This window comes from Streptomyces sp. CNP082 (assembly GCF_059570535.1).
In genome coordinates, this window is sequence record NZ_JCANSZ010000001.1 from 264,404 (window position 1) to 284,934 (window position 20,531).

Consider the following 20,531-nt stretch of genomic DNA (forward strand, 5'->3'; position numbering starts at 1 on the left):
GGCGGCGGCCCCGGAATTGCGGCCGTTCTGAGACTACCGGCGCTCCTCATCCGGCAGCGAATCGATATACGGTACGGCACACGGAACTCCGGTCCACGAACGCGTGTGGCAGCGACTCGAGGGAGAAAACGCGGTGGTCAGCAGGGACCAGCGGAGGCGGCAGCTCGCCCGGGACAAGTACGAGCGGCAGCAGGCCAGGCGCGCCGACCGCAGAAAGCGCAACCGGAAGCTCGCGGCGGTCATCACCGCTCCGCTGGTGGTGGTGATCACCGCCGTCGCGGTCGTGGCCGTCACCGGCTTCGGGTCGGACGACGACGACAAGAAGAAGGACGAAGCCGCGGCGCCCAGCGCGAGCCCGGAGAAGCCGCACGACCCCTGCGGCAAGCCGGAGAAGGGCAAGCCGTCGAACAAGACGTGGAAGAAGGAGCCGAAGCTCGACGTCGAGGACGCGATGTACACGATGACGCTGTCGACGACGTGCGGCGAGATCGGCATCGAGATGGACGGGGGCAAGGCGCCGCACACGGTGAACAGCATGCGCTTCCTCGCCGGCGAAGGCTATTTCGACCACAGCCCGTGCCACCGGCTGACCGGCGAGGAGTCCGGCATCTTCGTGCTCCAGTGCGGCGACCCGGCCGGCACCGGCCAGGGCGGGCCCGGCTACACGATCCCGGACGAGAACCTCAAGGACAAGGCGGTCAAGGGCGGGACGTACCCCGCGGGCACCGTGGCGATGGCCAACACCGGCCAGAAGGACTCCGGCGGCAGCCAGTTCTTCCTGGTCTACGAGGACAGTCCGCTGCCCCCGAACTACACGCCGTTCGGCACGCTGACCGACGAGGGCATGGCCACCGTCAAGACCATCGCCGAGGCCGGCGCGCAGCCGCAGGACCCGCAGACGGGCAACACCGCCCCGAACGCGACGGTGGTCATCAACAAGGCGGCCGTCACCGAGGGCACCAAGGCGCAGGAGACCGACCACTGAGCCACGGCCGGGCCCGCGTCGTTACGGGATTGGTCTCGCGCGGGATGCGGACAGCCGGCCCGCCGTTCGCCTATGTTGGCGTTGTGCAGGTGCGGGGGTGCCGGCGGCAGTCTCTTCGCCCGCCGCCGGATCGGCCGGATCCGGTACCCCATCCCCTTTCCGGCCGCAGACAACTGTGGAAGACGCCGCCGGGCTGCCGGGCCCGCGGGGCGTCATGTGAGGAGGCGCTGTGAGCAGCGACCCATGGGGCCGGGTCGACGAGACAGGCACCGTGTACGTGCGTACCGCCGACGGCGAGCGAGTCGTCGGCTCCTGGCAGGCGGGTTCGGCCGAGGAGGCACTCGCCTACTTCAAGCGCAAGTACGAGGGCCTGGTCGTGGAGATCGGTCTCCTTGAGCGCCGGGTACAGACCACCGACCTGTCCACCAAGGACGCCACCACCGCCATCGACCACCTGCGTGCGCAGGTCTCGGAGGCGCACGCGGTCGGCGACCTGGACGCGCTGACGGCGCGGCTCGACCGGCTGGTGGAGGCCGTGGGCGCCCGTCAGGAGGAGCGCAAGGCGGCCAAGGCCAGGCACCAGCAGGAGGTGCGCGAGTCCAAGGAGGCGGTGGTCGCCGAGGCGGAGGAGCTGGCGCAGAGCGAGCAGTGGCGCGCGGCGGGCGAGCGGCTGCGGGAGCTGGTGGAGACCTGGAAGGGCCTGCCCCGGCTGGACCGCAGGAGCGACGACGAGCTGTGGCACCGCTTCAGCCACGCGCGCTCGGCGTTCTCCAAGCGCCGCAAGGCGCACTTCGCGTCCCTCGACGCCCAGCGCGAGGAGGCCAGGCGGCGCAAGGAGAAGCTGGTGGAAGAGGCGGAGGCGCTCTCCGACTCCCGCGAGTGGGGTCCGACGGCCGCCCGCTACCGCGAGCTGATGGCGGACTGGAAGGCCGCGGGCCGCGCCCAGCGCGACCAGGAGGAGGACCTGTGGGCCCGCTTCCGCGGCGCGCAGGACGTCTTCTTCCAGGCCCGCAGCGAGGTCTTCGCCGAGCGGGACCACGAACAGCGCGAGAACCTGACGCGCAAGGAGGAACTGGTCGCGGAGGCGGAGAAGCTGCTGCCGGTCACCGACCTCAAGTCCGCCAGGGGCGCCTTCCGTTCGATCAACGAGCGGTGGGAGGCCATCGGGCACGTACCGCGGGACGCGCGGGCGAAGATCGAGGCCCGGATGCACGCCGTGGAGCGCTCCATCGGCGAGGCGGAGGAGGCCGAGTGGCGCCGTACGAACCCGGAGGCGCGGGCCCGCGCCGAGGGGCTCACGGGGCAGTTGCAGGACGCCGTCGACAAGCTCCACCGGCAGATCGAGCAGGCCAGGGCGCAGGGCAACACCGCCAAGGCCGACAAGCTGGCCCGTGAGCTTCAGGGGCGGCAGGCGCTGCTCGACCAGGCGCTCAAGGGCCTGCGGGAGTTCGGCGGCTGAGCGGCGGAGCAGCCCGTACGTGACGAAGGCCCCGCCGGACGGCGGGGCCTTCTCCGGGTACGGGGACCCTCGCGGCGGCGACGCTCAGTTGTGCCGGGCGGAGGTGACGCGGTACACGTCGTAGACGCCCTCCACCTTCCGCACCGCCTTCAGCACGTGTCCCAGGTGCTTCGGGTCGCCCATCTCGAAGGTGAAGCGCGAGGTGGCCACCCGGTCGCGGGAGGTCTGCACGGCGGCGGACAGGATGTTCACGTGCTGGTCGGACAGCACCCTGGTGACGTCCGACAGCAGCCGGGAGCGGTCCAGCGCCTCCACCTGGATGGCGACGAGGAAGACCGACGACTGCGTCGGCGCCCACTCGACCTCGATGATCCGCTCCGGCTGCTGCGACAGCGACTCGACGTTGACGCAGTCGGCGCGGTGCACGGAGACGCCCTTGCCGCGGGTGACGAAGCCGATGATCGGGTCGCCGGGCACCGGGGTGCAGCAGCGGGAGAGCTTCACCCACACGTCGTCGACGCCCTTGACGATCACGCCGGGGTCGTTGGCCGCCCGGCGCTTGCGGGTGCCGGGCAGCGGCGGGGCGCTCTCCTCGATGTCCTCGGTGGCCGCCTCCTCGCCGCCGAGCGCCTGGACCAGCTTCTGCACCACGTTCTGCGCGGAGACGTGGCCCTCGCCGATCGCCGCGTAGAGCGCGGAGATGTCGGGGTAGCGCATCTCGTGCGCGATGGTGACCAGCGAGTCACCGGTGAGGATCCGCTGGATCGGCAGGTTCTGCTTGCGCATCGCCCGCGCGATGGCGTCCTTGCCCTGCTCGATGGCCTCGTCCCGGCGCTCCTTGGAGAACCAGGCGCGGATCTTGTTGCGCGCGCGGGGGGACTTGACGAAGTTCAGCCAGTCCCGGGAGGGGCCCGCGCCGGCCGCCTTGGAGGTGAAGACCTCGACGGTGTCGCCGTTGTCGAGGGCGGACTCCAGCGGTACGAGCCGGCCGCCGACCCGCGCTCCTATGGTCTTGTGCCCGACCTCGGTGTGCACCGCGTACGCGAAGTCGACGGGCGTGGCGCCGGCGGGCAGGGCGATCACGTCGCCCTTGGGCGTGAAGACGAAGACCTCGTTGCGGGAGAGGTCGAAGCGCAGCGCGTCCAGGAACTCGCCGGGGTCCTCGGTCTCCTTCTGCCAGTCGATCAACTGGCGCAGCCAGGCCATGTCGTTGACCTGCTCGGACTTGCTGCCCCTGCGGGTGCCGGCGCCCTGCTGGCGGGCGGCGCCGCCGGTGGCCTCCTGCTTGTACTTCCAGTGCGCGGCGATGCCGTACTCGGCGCGGCGGTGCATGTCGAACGTGCGGATCTGCAGCTCGACGGGCTTGCCCTCGGGTCCGATGACCGTCGTGTGCAGCGACTGGTACATGTTGAACTTGGGCATCGCGATGTAGTCCTTGAACCGTCCGGGGACGGGATTCCACCGCGCGTGGATGGTGCCCAGCGCCGCATAGCAGTCGCGGACCGAGTCGACGAGGACGCGGATGCCCACCAGGTCGTAGATCTCCGCGAAGTCACGGCCGCGGACGATCATCTTCTGGTAGACGCTGTAGTAGTGCTTCGGGCGACCGGTGACGGTCGCCTTGATCCGGGCGCTGCGCAGGTCCTGCTGCACCTCGTCGATGACGACGGCCAGATACTCGTCCCGCTTCGGGGCGCGCTCGGCGACCAGGCGGACGATCTCGTCGTACATCTTCGGGTAGAGGATCGCGAAGGCGAGGTCCTCCAGCTCCCACTTGATGGTGTTCATGCCCAGCCGGTGGGCCAGCGGCGCGTAGATCTCCAGCGTCTCGCGCGCCTTCTGCTCCTGCTTCTCGCGGCGCAGGTAGCGCATGGTGCGCATGTTGTGCAGCCGGTCGGCGAGCTTGATCACCAGGACCCGGGGGTCCTTGGCCATGGCGACGACCATCTTGCGTACGGTCTCCGCCTGCGCGGCCTCGCCGAACTTGACCTTGTCCAGCTTGGTGACGCCGTCCACCAGCAGCGTCACCTGGTCGCCGAAGTCGCGGCGCAGGTCTTCGAGCCCGTACTCGGTGTCCTCCACCGTGTCGTGCAGCAGCCCGGCCATCAGGGTGGCGGGGTCCATGCCCAGCTCGGCGAGGATCGTGGTGACGGCCAGGGGATGGGTGATGTACGGGTCGCCGCTCTTGCGCTTCTGGCCGCGGTGCCAGCGCTCGGCGACCTGGTAGGCGCGCTCTATCTGGCGCAGCGTGGAGGTGTCGGCCTTCGGGTCGTTCCCCCGCACTATCCGCAGCAGCGGCTCCAGCACCGGGTTGTACGGGCTCTGCCGCTGCACGCCGAGGCGCGCCAGCCGGGCCCGCACCCGGCTCGGCGAGCCGCTGCGGCCCGCCTGCCCGCCGCCGTGGCCCGCGGCGGGCTCGACGCGCGCGGCGGTGGCCGGCAGCGCACGCCCTTCCGGCGGCGCCGTGCGGCGGCCGGAGCCATTCTCCGCGGCCCGCGCGGGCAGGGGCCGGTCCGCCGCGGCGGGCTGCCGCTGCTTCTCGGGCGGCGCGGCGGTGGACCGGTGAGCCTCGTCTGGCAAGAGCACTCCTTGACGGTGGACGGCCCACGGGGAGATCCCCGGAACTGCCATGGTATCTGCCGTCGCGCCCCCGCCACCCGGCAACCGCCTGACCAGGCCCTCGGCCGGGCAGAACGCCGGCCCGAAGGCCCGGGCAGGCCCGGCGGCCCCCAGGAGGGACCGGGACCGGGAGAGCCCGGGCGGCTCAGACGGTGAGGAGCGCGTCCAGCGGAGCGCCGCCGAGCGTCTGCTCGACCCGCGCCCGGCCGGCCAGGAAGCCCAGCTCCAGCAGCACGGCCAGCCCGGCGACGGTACCGCCGGCCCGCCGGATGAGCTGTACCGACGCCTCCGCGGTGCCGCCCGTGGCCAGCACGTCGTCGATGATGAGGACCCGGTCGCCGGGCTCCAGGGCGTCGGCGTGTATCTCGATCTCCGCCGTGCCGTACTCCAGGCCGTACGCCTGCCCGAGGGTGGCGCCCGGGAGCTTACCCGCCTTGCGTACGGGCACGAAGCCGATCCCCGCCCGCACCGCGACCGGCGCGCCCAGGATGAAGCCGCGCGCCTCCAGGCCGACGATCTTCTGGGCGCCCTGCGCCCGGCAGACCTCGGTCAGCGCGTCGGTGAGCACGGAGAACGCCTTCGCGTCGGCCAGCAGCGGCGTGATGTCCTTGAACATCACGCCGGGCTGCGGGTAGTCCGGCACGTCCTGGATCCGGCTGAGCAGCAGCTCCCGGGTCCCTTCCGGCACGCTCATCGGCGCTTGCCTCCCGACCGGCCGCCGCGGCTGCCGGAGGGCCGGCCCCGGCCGCGCTGCCGGGACACCGGCTGCTGCCGGCGGCCGTCGGCGCGCGGGGGCCCGACGACGCCCCGGCCCGCGGGCTCGGGGGCGCGGGGCTCGTCCGCGGGCTCGTCGGCGTCGACGGGCGCCGCACCGGGCCCGTCCGCACCCCGGGCCGGCGCCTTGTCGCCGCGGGCGGCGGCCCGGGCGTCGGAGGCGCGGCGGGCGGCCACGCGCTTGTTGTGCGCCTTGATGGCGGGGTCGCGCTCCTTGAAGTCGACCACCAGCGGGGTGGCGATGAAGATCGAGGAGTACGCGCCGGCCGCGAGGCCGACGAACAGCGACAGCGCGATGTCGTTGAGCATGCCGCCGCCGAGCACGCCGCCGCCGATGAACAGCAGGCCGGCGACCGGCAGCAGGGCCACGACGGAGGTGTTGATGGAGCGGACGAGCGTGCCGTTGAGGCTGCGGTTGGCCGCCTCACGGTAGGTGAAGCCCGTCTGCTTGGTGATGTCCTTCGTGCTCTCCTTGAGGCCGTCGAAGACCACCACGGTGTCGTACAGCGAGTAACCGAGGATGGTCAGCAGGCCGATGACCGTGCCCGGGGTGACTTCGAAGCCGACGATGGTGTACACGCCGACCGTGATCGTCAGGTCGTGGATCAGCGCGATGAGCGCCGCGATCGCCTTGCGCCACTCGAAGGCGATGGCGAGGTAGATCACCACGAGGACCATGAAGATCGCCAGGCCCTGCCACGCCTTCTTCGCGATCTGCTCGCCCCAACTGGGGCCGACGAGCTGGTCGTTGATCTGCTGCGCGTCGACGTTCAGCTCTTCGGCGAGCGCCGACTTGACCTTGTCGGACTGCTGCGTCTCGATGCTGCTGACCTGGATGCGCAGCTTCCCGCTGCCCAGCTCCTGGACGATGGCCGCGTGCCCCGAGGCGTCCTCGGCGACCTCCTGGGCCTGGGAGACCGAGGTCTCGGTCTTCGGGGTGGTGAAGACCGCACCGCCCTCGAACTCGATGCCCATGTTCAGGCCGCGGACGAAGAAGCCGGCGATCGCGACGATCGTGATGAGGACGGAGACGCCGTACCAGAAGAACCGCTTGGCGACGAAGTCGTAGCCGGCCTCACCGCGGTAGAGGCGGGCGCCGAGGGTGCCGAGGCGCGACATCTCAGACCTCCTTCGGGTTGACGGGGCCGGCGGCGCGCGGACGGCCGCGCAGCGGTGGCCTGGCTCCCAGCCGTTTGGGATCGAGCCCGGACCAGGGGTGGCCGCTGGCGAAGAAGCGCTTGCGGGCCAGGATCGTCATCACCGGCTTGGTGAAGAGGAAGACCACGACGACGTCGAGGAGCGTGGTCAGGCCCAGCGTGAAGGCGAAGCCCTGCACCTTGCCGACGGTGACCGAGAAGAGCACGGCCGCGGCGAGGAACGACACGAAGTCGGACACCAGGATGGTGCGCCGGGCCCGTGGCCAGCCGCGCTCCACCGCGGGGCGCAGCGAGCGCCCCTCGCGGATCTCATCGCGGATGCGCTCGAAGTAGACGATGAACGAGTCCGCTGTGATGCCGATCGCCACGATCGCGCCGCAGACCGCGGGGAGGTTCAGCGCGAAGCCGATGCCGGGGCCGAGCAGCGCCATGATCGTGTACGTGAGGGCGGCGGAGACCATGAGGCTGACGACGGCCACCAGCGCGAGCCCGCGGTAGTACGCGACGAGGTAGATGATCACCAGCGCCAGCCCGATGGCGCCGGCGATGAGGCCCGCGTTGAGCTGCTCGTTGCCGAGGGCCGGCGAGACGGTGGTGACCTCGGACTCCTCGAAGGACAGCGGCAGCGCGCCGTACGACAGGACGTTGGCCAGTTCCTCGGCCGAGTCCTGCTCGAAGCTGCCGGAGATCTGCGCCCGGCCGCCGGTGATCGACTCGTCGACGGAGGGCGCGGAGACGACCTCGCCGTCGAGCTCGATGGCGAACTGGTTGTTCGGCGGGGCCTGGCTGGCGAGGTCGCCGGTGACGTCGGCGAACTTGCCGGAGCCCTTGTCGTTGAACTCGAGCTGCACGATCCAGCCGGAGCCCTGCTGGGCGTCGTACGTGGCGGAGGCGTCGTCGACGTCCGTGCCCTCGACCTCGGCCGGGCCGAGCGCGTACTTGTACGCGCCGTCGCTGTCGCAGGCCACGATGGTGTCGGTCGGCTTGGCGTTCTCGCCGATCTTGGTGCGCTCCTCGGCGTTGGAGCAGTCCAGCGCGTCCAGCTTCTTCTGCACGTCGGCGGGGACCTGGCCGGTGGGGGCCTGCTCTGCCGGCGGCTGGGTGGGCTGCTGGGAGTCACTGGGGCTGGGCGAGTCGTCGGCCTGGGCGAGGCCCTCGGACAGGGCCCGGCCCTGCTCGGTGGCGTCGTCGCTGGGGGTCGCCTCGTCGGAGGCCGCCCCGTCGGAGGCGGGCTCCTCGGAGGCGTTCTTGGACGGGGAGGGCGACCCGGAGGCGTCCCCCTTGTCCTTCTCCGCGTCCCCGGACTCCGAGGCGCTCGGCGACGGCTTGGGCGCCTCGTTCACCTCGTAGGACAGCACGGGGCGGAAGAACAGCCGCGCGGTGGTGCCCACCTGCTCGCGCGCCGTCTTCTGGTTGGTGCCCTTGGGGATGTTGACGATGATGTGCCGGTCGCCCTGTGTCTGGACCTCCGCCTCCTGCACACCGAGGCCGTTGACGCGGCGCTCGATGATGTTGACGGCGGTGTCCATGTTGGTGGAGTTGATCGCGTCCTCGCCGCCCGGCTGGGGCTTGGCCTCCAGCGTGATGCTGGTGCCGCCGGCGAGGTCGATGCCCAGGCGCGGCGTGGTGTGCCCGGAGAGGAACATCCCACCGGTGAGCGCGGCGATAGCGGTCAGGATCAGCAGCAGGGGCCGCCAGGGCCTGCCGTGAGATCCCTGGGACCTGCGGCCCGTTCTGGGTGCTGCCACCTTCTCGATTCTCCTGTCCAGACACCGCGCGGCGCGGCTCGCCGCGCGGTCACGAAGTGTAGCCCCGCGGTGCCGCGAGGCGAAAAGTGACCGGTCCCCCGTTCACCGCGGCCCGGCGGCGCCTCCGCACACCGTGCGGGGCCGCCGCCGAAAGGCCGCGGTCACTTCGCGGCCGAGCCGCCGTTCTTCTTCCCGCCCTCGTCTGTCGCGTCCCCGCCGTCTGCATCGGCGTCGGAGTCGTCGTCGGTGTCGTCGGCCGCGGACTTCTTGTCAAGGTCGATGCGGTCCGAGGGCTCCCCGCGGTCCTCGTCACCGTCATCGCCGTCGTCACCGGCGGCTTCGGTCAGCGAGGAGGCGTCGTCGGGCGCGGTGATCTCCTCGTCGTCGAGCTCCGGCTCGCCGTGCACGATGCGGTTGTACTCGGCGTCGTCCAGAACGGCGCCGACGGAGTTCTTCGCGTAGAGCGCGTGCACGCCGGGGGCCACCTCCAGAAGGATGGTGTCCTCGTGGACCTCCTTGACCGTGGCGTACATGCCGCCGATGGTCCGCACGCCGCTGCCCGGCTGCAATTGGTCCCGCATGCTCATCATCTGGCGCTGCTTGTTCTTTGCCGAGCGGGTCATCAGGAACATCGCCCCGATGAGCACGATGAACGGCAAGAGAATCGTGATATCCACGGTGTCCGGGTTTCCTTCGTATGACCGCGCTCGCCGCGGCCTCGTTCTGGGGGGCGGGGGTGCCCTCCGGTTCCGGAAGGCGTCGGCGGAGTCTAAGCGAGTTCCGCCGTGTGAACAACGCCCAGCATGTCACCCGCGTTCCGTAACGGGCGACTCCCCGCGCCACCACGGTACGCCCCGGGGCGCCCGCGGCTCCGGGCCCGCCCCGGCCGGCGGGACCCGGCGGGGCGCTCAGAAGGCGGTCTGCTGCAGCCCGCCGCCGGGCTGGGAAGGCGTGAGGCCCAGGTGCGCCCAGGCCGCCGGGGTGGCGACGCGACCGCGCGGCGTACGGGCCAGCAGCCCTTCGCGTACGAGGAAGGGCTCGGCCACCTCCTCGACGGTCTCCCGCTCCTCCCCCACCGCCACGGCCAGCGTGGAGAGCCCGACGGGGCCGCCGGAGAAGAGCTTGAGCAGGGCGCCGAGCACGGCGCGGTCGAGGCGGTCGAGGCCGCGGCCGTCGACCTCGTAGACCTCCAGGCCGCGGGCGGCGATCTCGCGCGTGATCACGCCGTCGGCCTTGACCTGGGCGTAGTCCCGCACCCGGCGCAGCAGGCGGTTCGCGATACGCGGCGTGCCGCGGGAGCGGCCGGCGATCTCGGCGGCCCCGGCGGCGTCCACGGCGACGTCGAGCAGGTGGGCGGAGCGGGTGAGGACGCGCTCCAGCTCGGCTGGCGAGTAGAACTCCATGTGGCCGGTGAAGCCGAAGCGGTCGCGCAGCGGCGGAGGCAGCAGCCCGGCCCGGGTGGTGGCGCCGACCAGGGTGAAGGGGGGCAGCTCCAGCGGGATGGCCGTGGCGCCGGGGCCCTTGCCGACGACGACGTCGACGCGCAGGTCCTCCATCGCCATGTACAGCATCTCCTCGGCGGGGCGGGACATGCGGTGCAGCTCGTCGAGGAAGAGCACCTCGCCCTCCTGGAGGGAGGAGAGGATCGCGGCGAGGTCGCCGGCGTGCTGGATGGCGGGGCCCGAGGTGATGCGGATCGGCGCGGCCATCTCGGCGGCGACGATCATCGCGAGGGTGGTCTTGCCGAGGCCGGGGGCGCCGGAGAGCAGCACGTGGTCGGCGGCGCCGCCGCGCTGGCGGGCGGCGCGCAGCACCAGGTCGAGCTGCTCGCGCACGCGCTCCTGGCCGACGAACTCGGCCAGGTCCTTGGGGCGCAGCGCGGTCTCGACCGCCCGGTCGTCGGCGTCGGCGGCCGAGTCCACCAGGCGCGGGTCGGCGTCCTCCCAGGTCATCGTGGATCCGTCCGTCGTGGTTCGGGTGCCGGTGCGGTTCGTCGTACGCGCCGGGCGCCGGGCGGCGCCGTCATCGGGCGCGGTTCAGGGTCTGCAGGGCGGCGCGCAGCAACTGGGGCAGCGGCGGCGCGGCGCCGTTCTCCTCCGCCTCGGGGGCGACGGCGGTGACGGCCTCGTCGGCCTCGCGCGGCGCGTACCCCAGGCCCGTGAGCGCGGCGTGCAACTGCTCGCGCCAGCCGGCGGCCGGGGCGGCGCCGGCGTGCCCGGCTCCTCCGCCTGCGAAGCCGCTGCTGCCCAGCGGTTCGCCGAGCCGGTCCTTCAGCTCCAGCAGCAGCTTCTGCGCGCCCTTCCTGCCGATGCCGGGGACGGCGGTCAGCGCCTTCTCGTCGCCGGTGGAGACGGCGAGGCGGAGCGCGTCGGGGCTGTGCACGGCGAGCATCGCCTGGGCCAGCCGCGGGCCGACGCCGCTGGCGGTCTGCAGCAGCTCGAAGACCTGGCGTTCGTCGTCGTCGGCGAAGCCGTAGAGGGTGAGGGAGTCCTCCCGTACGACGAGGGAGGTGGCCAGCCGGGCGTCCTGGCCGACGCGCAGGCCGGACAGCGTGGCGGGCGTGCACTGCACGGACATCCCGACGCCGCCGACCTCGATGACCGCGGCGTCGGGGGCGAGGGCGGCCACGGGGCCGCTGACGAAGGCGATCATGCGGGGTCTCTCCGGATCTCGCGGTCCCGGTGCTCCGGGCGGTTCTGGCCGGCGCGCGGGGCGCCCTGGCCGGCCGGGCGGGCGGCCCGGCGGACGCCGGCGGCGCCGCGTACGGCCGCGGCCGGCGCGGGGGCGCCGGCCGCTCGCGCACGCAGCAGCCGCTCCTGGGCGGGGGCGCGCCACAGGTGGCAGATGGCCAGCGCCAGCGCGTCGGCGGCGTCGGCCGGCTTCGGTGGGGCGTCGAGCCGCAGCAGCCGGGTGACCATGGCGCCGACCTGCGCCTTGTCGGCGCGTCCTGAGCCGGTGACGGCGGCCTTGACTTCGCTGGGCGTGTGCAGCGCGACGGGCAGGCCGCGGCGGGCGGCGCAGAGGATGGCGACGGCGCTGGCCTGGGCGGTGCCCATGACGGTGCGTACGTTGTGCTGGCTGAAGACGCGCTCGACGGCGACGGCCTCGGGGCTGTGCGCGTCGAGCCACTCCTCGAGGCCGCGCTCGACGAGCAGCAGCCGCTCGGCGGTCGGTGCGCCGGAGGGGGTGCGCACGACGCCGACGGCGACCATGCGCAGCGCCCGGCCCGGCGCTCCGTCCACGACGCCCACGCCGCACCGCGTCAGCCCCGGGTCCACTCCGAGCACCCGCACCGGCCGCCCCCTCTCGTCTGCCCGCGTACGTGTGTGCAGGCTACCGGTCGGCACTGACACCGCGTACGGCTGCTCGCTCAGGCGGAGGCCTTCTCCATGACCTCGTCGGAGACGTCGAAGTTGGCGAAGACGTTCTGGACGTCGTCGCTGTCCTCCAGGGCGTCGATGAGCCGGAAGATCTTGCGGGCGCCGTCCTCGTCCAGCTCCACCTGCATGGTGGGGACGAAGTTCGCCTCGGCCGAGTCGTAGTCGATCCCGGCGTCCTGCAGGGCGGTGCGGACCGCGACCATGTCGCCGGCCTCGCTGAGCACCTCGAAGGACTCGCCCAGGTCGTTGACCTCCTCGGCGCCGGCGTCCAGCACCGCGGCCAGCACGTCGTCCTCGCCCAGCTCGCCCTTGGGGACGATCACGACGCCCTTGCGGTTGAACAGGTACGACACGGAGCCGGGGTCGGCCATGGAGCCGCCGTTGCGCGTCATGGCGACGCGGACATCGGAGGCGGCGCGGTTGCGGTTGTCCGTGAGGCACTCGATGAGGACGGCCACGCCGTTGGGGCCGTAGCCCTCGTACATGATCGTCTCGTACTCGGCGCCGCCCGCTTCGAGACCGGCACCGCGTTTGACCGCGCTGTCGATGTTCTTGTTCGGGACGGACTGCTTCTTGGCCTTCTGGATCGCGTCGTACAGCGTGGGGTTTCCGTCGGGGTCGGGTCCCCCCTGCCGCGCCGCGACCTCGACGTTCTTGATCAGCTTGGCGAAGAGTTTCCCCCGCTTGGCATCGATCACGGCCTTCTTGTGCTTGGTGGTTGCCCACTTAGAGTGGCCGGACACAACCCCGCTCCATTCCGCGTTCCGCGCATTCGACTAACCGGCAACGAACTCGTCGATCCTACCGGTGCGGGTCAGCCCGCCCGGCGCACCATATCGGCGAAGAGGGCGTGCACGCGGTGGTCCCCGGTGAGTTCGGGGTGGAACGACGTCGCCAGCAGCGGGCCCTGCCGGACCGCGACGGGGTGCCCGCCGACCTCCGCGAGCCGCTCCACCCGGGCGCCGGTGGACTCCACCCACGGCGCCCGGATGAAGACGCCGTGCACCGGGCCGCCGGGGATGCCGGCCACTTCAAGCGGCAGCTCGAACGACTCGTTCTGCCGTCCGAAGGCGTTGCGCCGCACGATCATGTCGATGCCGCCGACGGTCTCCTGCCCGGAGCGCGGGTCGAGGATCTTGTCGGCCAGCATGATCATGCCGGCGCAGGAGCCGTACGCGGGCATCCCCTCGCGCACCCGGGCACGAAGCGGTTCCAGCAGGCCGAAGGCGACGGCGAGCTTGGACATCGTGGTGGACTCACCACCGGGGATGACCAGGCCGGAGACCTCCGCCAGCTCCGCCGACCGGCGCACCGGCACGGCCTGCGCGCCGGCTGCGGCCAGGGCGGCCAAGTGCTCGCGTACGTCGCCCTGGAGGGCGAGGACGCCTATGGCCGGGGTGCTGCCGGTGGCCGGAGTGCTGCCGGTGGCGGGAGTGCTGCCCACGGGTGCCGACCTCACCAGCCCCGGCCCGCGTAGCGCTCGGAGTCGTCGAGGGTGTCGATGTTGATGCCGACCATCGCCTCGCCGAGGTTGCGGGAGGCGTCGGCGACGACCTTCGGGTCGTCGTAGAAGGTGGTGGCCTTGACGATGGCGGCGGCGCGCTTGGCCGGGTCACCGGACTTGAAGATGCCGGAGCCGACGAAGACGCCCTCGGCGCCGAGCTGGCGCATCAGCGCGGCGTCCGCGGGGGTGGCGACGCCGCCGGCGGAGAAGAGCACGACGGGCAGCTTGCCGAGCCGCGCCACCTCGGCGACCAGCTCGTACGGGGCGCGCAGTTCCTTGGCCGCGGCGTACAGCTCGTGGTTGTCCAGGCCGCGCAGCGCGCCGATCTCGTTCTTGATCTGGCGCAGGTGGCGAACGGCCTCGACGACGTTCCCGGTGCCGGCCTCGCCCTTGGAGCGGATCATGGCGGCGCCCTCGGCGATCCGGCGCAGGGCCTCGCCGAGGTTGGTGGCGCCGCAGACGAAGGGGGTGGTGAAGGCCCACTTGTCGGAGTGGTTGACCTCGTCGGCGGGGGTGAGCACCTCGGACTCGTCGACGTAGTCGACGCCGAGGGCCTGGAGGATCTGGGCCTCGACGAAGTGGCCGATGCGGGACTTGGCCATCACGGGGATGGAGACGGCCTCGATGATGCCCTCGATCATGTCGGGGTCGGACATGCGCGCCACGCCGCCGTCCTTGCGGATGTCGGCGGGCACCCGCTCCAGGGCCATCACCGCGACGGCGCCCGCGTCCTCGGCGATCTTCGCCTGCTCGGGCGTGACGACGTCCATGATCACGCCGCCCTTGAGCTGCTCGGCCATGCCGCGCTTGACGCGTGCGGTGCCGGTCTCGGGAGCCGACGGCTGGGGGGCGGAGCTGGGCGTGCTGGACACGGTGGAACCTCGCTCGGGATGTGGGTGCGTGTGTGTGGGGCGTACGGTCGCGCCACTTCTATCGTAAGCACGTTCGGAAACCGGGCCGAACGCGCGTCACCGTCAAGGAAACCCCAGGCGGGAGGGGTCGGGAAAGAGCCAATCGGCAAGCTGTGGCCGCCGAGCCGGCAGCCCGGTCAGACCCGTCAGCCCGCCGGAGCCCGGTCGGTCAGCGCCGGCGGCGGCTCGTCGTCCATCTCGACCGCCAGCGGGAACGGCGCGTGCCCCGCCAGCCGGAACCAGCGCACCTTGCGGTGCCGGCGCAGCGCCCGCGCCGCCCGTACCGCGTCGTTGTGGAAGCGCCGCGCCATCGGCACCCGCCGCGCGGCCTCCGCCAGCTCGTGTACGGCCTCCTCGCCGCCCGGCGCCCCGCGTACCGCCTCCACCTGCTCCGGGGCCTCGAACACCGCCCGCAGCGCCTGGCTCAGCTCGCTCTCGGCGACCTCGCGCTGGTCCTCCTCCGCCTGCCGGGCGGCGTGCGCGGCCTCGTAGAGCACGATCGAGGCGGCCGGGTCGAGCACGCCGCTGGTCGCCAGCTCCTGCGCCACCGAGGCGCGCCGCAGCAACTGCGCGTCCAGGGCCGCCTTGGCGGCGTCGATACGGGTGTGCAGCCGGTCGAGACGCCCGGCGGTCCAGCTCAGATAGACGCCGATCAGGCAGAGCACGACCGCGGCCAGCAGCAGGGTCAGCGGAGTCGACACGTCACGCCTCCCGGTCGCGGGCGGGGCCGAAGCGGGCCGCCCAGCGGCCGGCGCGCTCGTCCTCCGCCACCGACGCCGCGCCCTGGGTCACCGTCTCGTACACCGCGAGGATGTCGGCGCCGACCGTCGACCAGTCGAAGCGCTGTACGTGCCGGCTGCCGCGCTCGCGCAGCCCGGCCCGGCGCGCGTCGTCCAGCAGCAGCCCCGCCGCCCGCTCGGCCAGGTCGTCGGCGTCCCCGCGCGCGAACACCTCACCCGCCGTGCCGCCGTCCAGCACCTGCACGAACGCGTCCAGGTCGGCGGCCAGCACCGGCGCCCCCGCCGACATCGCCTCGACGAGGATGATGCCGAAGGACTCGCCGCCGGTGTTCGGCGCGATGTACAGGTCGACGCTGCGCAGCAGCCGCGCCTTGTCCTCGTCGCTGACCATCCCCAGGAACTCCACCCGCTCGCGCACCTCGGGCGCCAGGTGCCCGGCGACCTCGGCCGGGTCGCCGCGCCCGGCGACCAGCAGACGGGCGTCGGGCACCCGCTCAAGGATCCGCGGGAACGCCGCCATCAGCACCGGCAGCCCCTTGCGCGGCTCGTCGATCCGCCCGATGAAGCCCAGGGTGCGGCCCTGCCACTCGGCCTTGGGCCCGGCCCCGGCGAAGAAGGCGACGTCGACGCCGTTGGGGATGACGACGGCGTCGCCGCCCAGGTGCTCCACCAGGGTGCGGCGCGCGTACTCGCTGACCGCGATGCGGGCGCTGATCTTCTCCAGCGCCGACTGCAGGATCGGGTACGCGGCGATCATGCCGCGGGAGCGCGGACTGGACATGTGGAACGTGGCCACGATCGGCCCCTTCGCCGCCCAGCAGGCCAGCAGTGCGAGCGACGGCGCCGCCGGCTCGTGGATGTGCAGCACGTCGAAGTCGCCGTCGCGCACCCAGCGGCGCACCCGGGCGGCGGACAGGAAGCCGAAGTTGATGCGCGCCACGGAGCCGTTGTACGGCACGGGGACGGCGCGGCCGGCCCCGACGACGTACGCGGGCAGGGGGGTGTCGTCGTCCGCGGGGGCGAGGACGGAGACCTCGTGGCCGGCGGCGCGCAGATGCTCCGCCAAGTCCCGGACGTGGAACTGCACGCCGCCGGGCGCCTCCCAGGAGTACGGGCAGACGATCCCGACCTTCACCGCGGCGCCCCGCCCTCGAGGTCGTCCAGCCAGAAGCGCTGCAGCATGTGCCAGTCCTCCGGGTGCTCGGCGATGCCGGCGGCGAAGTCGTCGGCCATGGCCTGGGTCATGGCGGCGGTCTTCTCCGCGCGGGTGCCGGCCGCGGGCACGGCCACGGGCGCGTGCACCTTCCCCTGCAGGACGGGCGAGTCGTCGTACCAGAGCGTGACGGGCAGCAGCAGCGCGCCGGTCTGCTGGGCGAGCAGCGCGGGGCCCGCGGGCATCCGGGCGGCGGCGCCGAAGAAGTCGACCTCGACGCCGGAGGCCGACAGGTCGCGGTCGGCGACCAGGCACACCAGTCCGCCGTCGCGCAGCCGCCGGGCGAGGGTGCCGAAGGCGCTCGCGCCGCCGTGCGCCAGCACCTCCATGCCCAGGCTCTCGCGGTAGGCGACGAAGCGGTCGTACAGCGACTCCGGCTTCAGCCGCTCCTGCACCGTGGTGAAGGGCACCCCGAGCTTGGTGGTGACCCAGGCGCCCGCCAGGTCCCAGTTGCCCATGTGCGGCAGGGCGAGGATGACGCCGGTGTCCCCGGCGAGGCCGTCCTCGAGCCAGTGCACGTCCTTCGGGTCGAAGCCGTCGCGGACGCGCTGCCGGCTCCAGGCGGGCAGCCGGAAGGACTCCATCCAGTAGCGCATGTACGAGCGCATGCCGGCCCGGCTGAGCGCGGCCAGCCGCTCGGGCCCGGCGTCCGGGACCACGCGCGCCAGGTTCGACGTCAGCCGCTGTACGCCCTTGCCGTCGCGGCGCCAGGCGGTGTCGGCGATGCGCCTGCCGAGGGCGGCGGCGGCGGGCTCGGGAAGCCGTTTCACGGCGGCCCAGCCCAGGCCGTACATCCCGTCGGTCAGGCGCTCCTTCACGCGCGCTCCTGGTCCGCGGGCGCGCCTGCGCCTGCCGAGGGTGGCCGTGGGCCGCCGCGCGGCGCGGGCGGCGGCAGGGGGTCGGCGGCGTCCTTCTCGGCGGCCTCCCGGTGCACGGTGACCATCCGCTGGCCGAGCGTGACGGCGCTGCCCGCGGCGACCGCCCACAGCGCGATGGGCAGCAGGATGTCGATGTGCGGGATGCCGAAGGTGCGCTCCATGCCCGCGAAACCGGTGAGGACCAGGGTGAGCACCAGCCGGTCGGCCCGCTCCATCAGGCCGCTGACCTTGACCGGCAGCCCGATGCTCTCGCCGCGCGCCTTGGTGTACGACACGACCTGGCCGCCGGCCAGGCAGAAGATCGCCACCGCGCACATCGTCAGGTCGTCGCCGTCGCCCGCGTACCAGAGCGCGATGCCGCCGAAGACGGCGGAGTCCGCCGCCCGGTCGAGCGTCGAGTCCAGGAACGCGCCCCAGCGGCTGGAGCGGCCGGACTGCCGGGCCATGGTGCCGTCGATCAGGTCGGAGAAGACGAAGAGGGTGATGATCACCGTGCCCCAGAAGAACTCCCCGCGGGGGAAGAAGGCCAAGGCGCCCGCCATCACCCCGAGGGTGCCCACGAGGGTGACGGTGTCGGGGCTCACGCCGCGGCGCAGCAGCATCGCGGCGATCGGTGCGAAGACACGCGTGAAGATCGCACGCGCGTACTTGTTCAGCATGGCCGTCCCAAAGTTGCCGGTCGGCGGGCCCCGCGGCTGGCCGGGGGACTCGTCGGTGGAAGTCGCTCAACGTAGCGCAGCCATCGTAGCCAGCGCCCGGGCGAAGCCGCGCCGGCCGTATACCGGTCGTCCGCCGGGCCCGTACGCCGGTGACCGGGGGTGCGTCACTCCGAAGCCGTCCGTGCTATGGACGGGGTCTGACCGCGGTGCAAAGCTCGAATGCACCGCACGTGTCAGACGGAGGCGAGACACATGGGTGACAAAGCAAACGCACACCCCGGAGCCGCCGGCAGGGCAGCGGCGGCCGCCCGGCCCTCCGACATTCGGAACGTGGCGCTGGTCGGCCATAGCGGATCCGGCAAGACGACGCTGGTGGAGGCACTGGCGCTGACCACGGGGGCGCTCACCCGGGCCGGCCGGGTCGAGGACGGCGGCTGCGTTTCCGACTACGACGAGATCGAACAGCGCCAGCAGCGTTCTGTGCAGCTCTCACTGGTCCCGGTCGAGTGGGACGGCATCAAGATCAATCTGTTGGACACCCCCGGCTACGCGGATTTCGTCGGGGAGCTGCGGGCCGGTCTGCGAGCGGCGGACGCGGCCCTTTTCGTCGTCTCGGCCGCGGACGGCGTGGACGGTGCGACCCGGATGCTCTGGGAGGAGTGCGCGGCGGTCGGGATGCCGCGGGCGATCGTCGTCACGCACCTGGACGCAGCCAGAGCCGACTTCGCACAGATGACGCAGACCTGCCAGGAGGCGTTCGGCGGCGACGACCCCGACGCCGTGCTGCCGCTCTATCTGCCGCTGCTCGGCGCGACGGCGGCGGACGGCCACGCGCCCGTACACGGGCTGCTCGGCCTGCTCACGCAGCGCGTCTTCGACTACACCTCCGGCGCCCGCGAGGACAGACCGCCGCGCCCGGAAGAGCTGTCGCTGATCGACGAGGCACGGAACCGGCTCATCGAGGGCATCATCTCCGAGAGCGAGGACGAGTCCCTCATGGACCGCTACCTCGGCGGCGAGGACGTCGAGGTCAAGACGCTCGTACAGGACCTGGAGAAGGCCGTCGCGCGGGGGGTGTTCCACCCGGTGCTGGCCGCCGCGCCCGCCGTGGACGGCGGCACGCAGGGGCTGGGCACGGTCGAGCTGCTGGAGCTGATCAACGGCGGCTTCCCCACCCCGCCGGAGCGGCGGATCCCCGACGTCACCACCGTGCGCGGCGAGGAACGCGCGGGGCTGGCCTGCGACCCGGCCGGGCCGCTGGCCGCCGAGGTGGTCAGAACGTCCTCGGACCCGTACATCGGCAGGCTGTCGCTGCTGCGCGTCTTCTCCGGCACGCTGCGCCCCGACCAGACGGTGCACGTCTCGGGACACGGCCTGCAGGACCGCGGGCACGAGGACCACGACACCGACGAGCGGATCGGCTCGCTGACCGCCCCGTTCGGCAAGCTGCAGCGCCCGCTGGACGCGGCGATCGCCGGCGACATCGCCTGCGTCGGCAAGCTGAACGGCGCGGAGACCGGCGACACCGTCTCGGCCAAGGAGGAGCCGCTGCTGATGGCTCCGTGGGTGATGCCCGACCCGCTGCTGCCGGTGGCCATCGAGGCGCACACCAAGCAGGACGAGGACAAGCTGTCGCAGGGCCTGGCGCGGCTGTGCGCCGAGGACCCGACGATGCGGCTGGAGCAGAACGCCTCGACCCGGCAGTTGGTGCTGTGGTGCCTGGGCGAGGCGCACCGCGACGTGGCGCTGGAGCGGCTGCGCACGCGCTACGGCGTGCAGGTCGACTCGGTGGCGCACAAGGTGTCGCTGCGCGAGACGTTCTCGGGCCGGTCGGCGGCCCGCGGGCGCCACGTCAAGCAGTCCGGCGGCCACGGGCAGTACGCCATCTGCGACATCGAGGTCGAGCCGCTGCCGGAGGGCTCGGGCGTCGAGTTCGTGGACAAGGTCGTCGGCGGCGCGGTGCCGCGGCAGTTCATCCCCTCGGTGGAGAAGGGCGTACGCGCCCAGGCCGTCAGGGGCGTGGCCACGGGCTATCCGCTGGTCGACGTGCGGGTGACGCTCGTCGACGGCAAGGCGCACTCGGTGGACTCCTCCGACGCCGCGTTCCAGACGGCCGGCGCGCTGGCGCTGCGGGAGGCCGCGGCGCAGGTGCAGATCCATCTGCTGGAGCCGGTCGCCGAGATCAGCGTGCTGGTCGCGGACGAGTACGTGGGCCCGGTGATGAGCGACCTGTCCGGCCGGCGCGGCCGGGTGGTCGGCACCGAGCAGGCGGGCGGCGGCCGGACGCTGGTACGCGCCGAGGTGCCGGAGTTCGAGATCGGCAGGTACGCGGTGGATCTGCGCTCCCTGTCGCACGGCACCGGCCGGTTCGACCGGGCGTACGCCCGGCACGAGCCGATGCCGCAGCAGTTGGCGGCGCGGATCCGTGATCGGCAGTCCCACGACGGTTGACCGCGGCTAGGCTGGGGCACATTGGTGGTCGGGCCCGCAGCCCGCGGGCCTGG

18 protein-coding genes are annotated in these 20,531 nt (G+C 72.6%); 3 read left to right on the forward strand and 15 right to left on the reverse strand.

Annotated elements, in window-relative coordinates; translation table 11 throughout:
• The first annotated feature begins 133 nt into the window (after positions 1 to 133).
• Together B124_RS01110 and B124_RS01115 are read left to right on the forward strand one after the other, a co-directional pair.
• The gene (locus tag B124_RS01110) at positions 134 to 985 is read left to right on the forward strand and encodes a peptidylprolyl isomerase (protein WP_496500673.1); all 852 of its coding nucleotides are present in this window, start codon (positions 134 to 136) and stop codon (positions 983 to 985) included.
• A gap of 229 nt (positions 986 to 1,214) precedes the next feature.
• On the forward strand, positions 1,215 to 2,444 hold the full coding sequence (locus tag B124_RS01115) for a DUF349 domain-containing protein (protein WP_496500674.1): 1,230 nt from the start codon (positions 1,215 to 1,217) through the stop codon (positions 2,442 to 2,444).
• An 84-nt stretch (positions 2,445 to 2,528) separates the two neighbouring features.
• Here B124_RS01115 and B124_RS01120 read toward each other — a convergent pair whose 3' ends face one another.
• The 15 genes from B124_RS01120 to pgsA form a co-directional block, all read right to left on the reverse strand.
• Entirely contained in the window at positions 2,529 to 5,024 is a 2,496-nt protein-coding gene (locus B124_RS01120) for a RelA/SpoT family protein (RefSeq protein WP_496500675.1), read from the reverse strand.
• A gap of 184 nt (positions 5,025 to 5,208) precedes the next feature.
• On the reverse strand, positions 5,209 to 5,757 hold the full coding sequence (locus B124_RS01125) for an adenine phosphoribosyltransferase (protein ID WP_496500676.1): 549 nt from the start codon (positions 5,755 to 5,757) through the stop codon (positions 5,209 to 5,211).
• A complete protein-coding gene (gene secF / locus B124_RS01130; protein ID WP_496500677.1) occupies positions 5,754 to 6,956 on the reverse strand; it encodes a protein translocase subunit SecF in 1,203 nt (400 codons plus the stop codon). The genes B124_RS01125 and secF overlap by 4 nt, the downstream gene beginning before the upstream one ends.
• Before the next feature lies 1 nt (position 6,957).
• On the reverse strand, positions 6,958 to 8,742 hold the full coding sequence (gene secD, locus B124_RS01135) for a protein translocase subunit SecD (protein WP_496500678.1): 1,785 nt from the start codon (positions 8,740 to 8,742) through the stop codon (positions 6,958 to 6,960).
• A 161-nt stretch (positions 8,743 to 8,903) separates the two neighbouring features.
• Entirely contained in the window at positions 8,904 to 9,419 is a 516-nt protein-coding gene (gene yajC, locus B124_RS01140) for a preprotein translocase subunit YajC (RefSeq protein WP_496500679.1), read from the reverse strand.
• 231 nt (positions 9,420 to 9,650) lie between these two features.
• Entirely contained in the window at positions 9,651 to 10,694 is a 1,044-nt protein-coding gene (gene ruvB, locus B124_RS01145) for a Holliday junction branch migration DNA helicase RuvB (RefSeq protein ID WP_496500680.1), read from the reverse strand.
• Between the two features lie 70 nt (positions 10,695 to 10,764).
• On the reverse strand, positions 10,765 to 11,394 hold the full coding sequence (gene ruvA / locus B124_RS01150) for a Holliday junction branch migration protein RuvA (protein ID WP_496500681.1): 630 nt from the start codon (positions 11,392 to 11,394) through the stop codon (positions 10,765 to 10,767).
• Entirely contained in the window at positions 11,391 to 12,035 is a 645-nt protein-coding gene (gene ruvC, locus B124_RS01155) for a crossover junction endodeoxyribonuclease RuvC (protein ID WP_496500682.1), read from the reverse strand. Before ruvC ends, ruvA begins: the two co-directional genes overlap by 4 nt.
• Before the next feature lie 77 nt (positions 12,036 to 12,112).
• Positions 12,113 to 12,865, reverse strand: coding sequence for a YebC/PmpR family DNA-binding transcriptional regulator (locus tag B124_RS01160; RefSeq protein ID WP_496500683.1), 753 nt, complete (start codon positions 12,863 to 12,865; stop codon positions 12,113 to 12,115).
• Positions 12,866 to 12,936: 71 nt separating this feature from the next.
• Positions 12,937 to 13,566 (reverse strand): pyridoxal 5'-phosphate synthase glutaminase subunit PdxT, encoded by a 630-nt coding sequence (gene pdxT / locus B124_RS01165; RefSeq protein WP_496500684.1) that lies wholly within the window; start codon positions 13,564 to 13,566, stop codon positions 12,937 to 12,939.
• Between the two features lie 11 nt (positions 13,567 to 13,577).
• Complete coding sequence (pdxS, locus tag B124_RS01170; protein WP_496500685.1) at positions 13,578 to 14,498, reverse strand: pyridoxal 5'-phosphate synthase lyase subunit PdxS; 921 nt, start codon at positions 14,496 to 14,498, stop codon at positions 13,578 to 13,580.
• 185 nt (positions 14,499 to 14,683) lie between these two features.
• A complete protein-coding gene (locus tag B124_RS01175) occupies positions 14,684 to 15,238 on the reverse strand; it encodes a LemA family protein (protein WP_496500686.1) in 555 nt (184 codons plus the stop codon).
• 1 nt (position 15,239) lies between these two features.
• Positions 15,240 to 16,412 carry a glycosyltransferase family 4 protein gene (locus B124_RS01180; RefSeq protein ID WP_496500687.1) on the reverse strand — a complete coding sequence of 391 codons (1,173 nt, stop codon included), beginning with the start codon at positions 16,410 to 16,412 and terminating at the stop codon, positions 15,240 to 15,242.
• Positions 16,409 to 17,284 carry a phosphatidylinositol mannoside acyltransferase gene (locus B124_RS01185; RefSeq protein WP_496500764.1) on the reverse strand — a complete coding sequence of 292 codons (876 nt, stop codon included), beginning with the start codon at positions 17,282 to 17,284 and terminating at the stop codon, positions 16,409 to 16,411. The genes B124_RS01180 and B124_RS01185 overlap by 4 nt, the downstream gene beginning before the upstream one ends.
• Before the next feature lie 20 nt (positions 17,285 to 17,304).
• Positions 17,305 to 18,027 carry a phosphatidylinositol phosphate synthase gene (gene pgsA / locus B124_RS01190; RefSeq protein WP_496500688.1) on the reverse strand — a complete coding sequence of 241 codons (723 nt, stop codon included), beginning with the start codon at positions 18,025 to 18,027 and terminating at the stop codon, positions 17,305 to 17,307.
• A gap of 252 nt (positions 18,028 to 18,279) precedes the next feature.
• Between pgsA and B124_RS01195 the strand changes: the two genes are divergently transcribed.
• The gene (locus B124_RS01195) at positions 18,280 to 20,478 is read left to right on the forward strand and encodes an elongation factor G-like protein EF-G2 (RefSeq protein WP_496500689.1); all 2,199 of its coding nucleotides are present in this window, start codon (positions 18,280 to 18,282) and stop codon (positions 20,476 to 20,478) included.
• Positions 20,479 to 20,531: the final 53 nt, after the last annotated feature.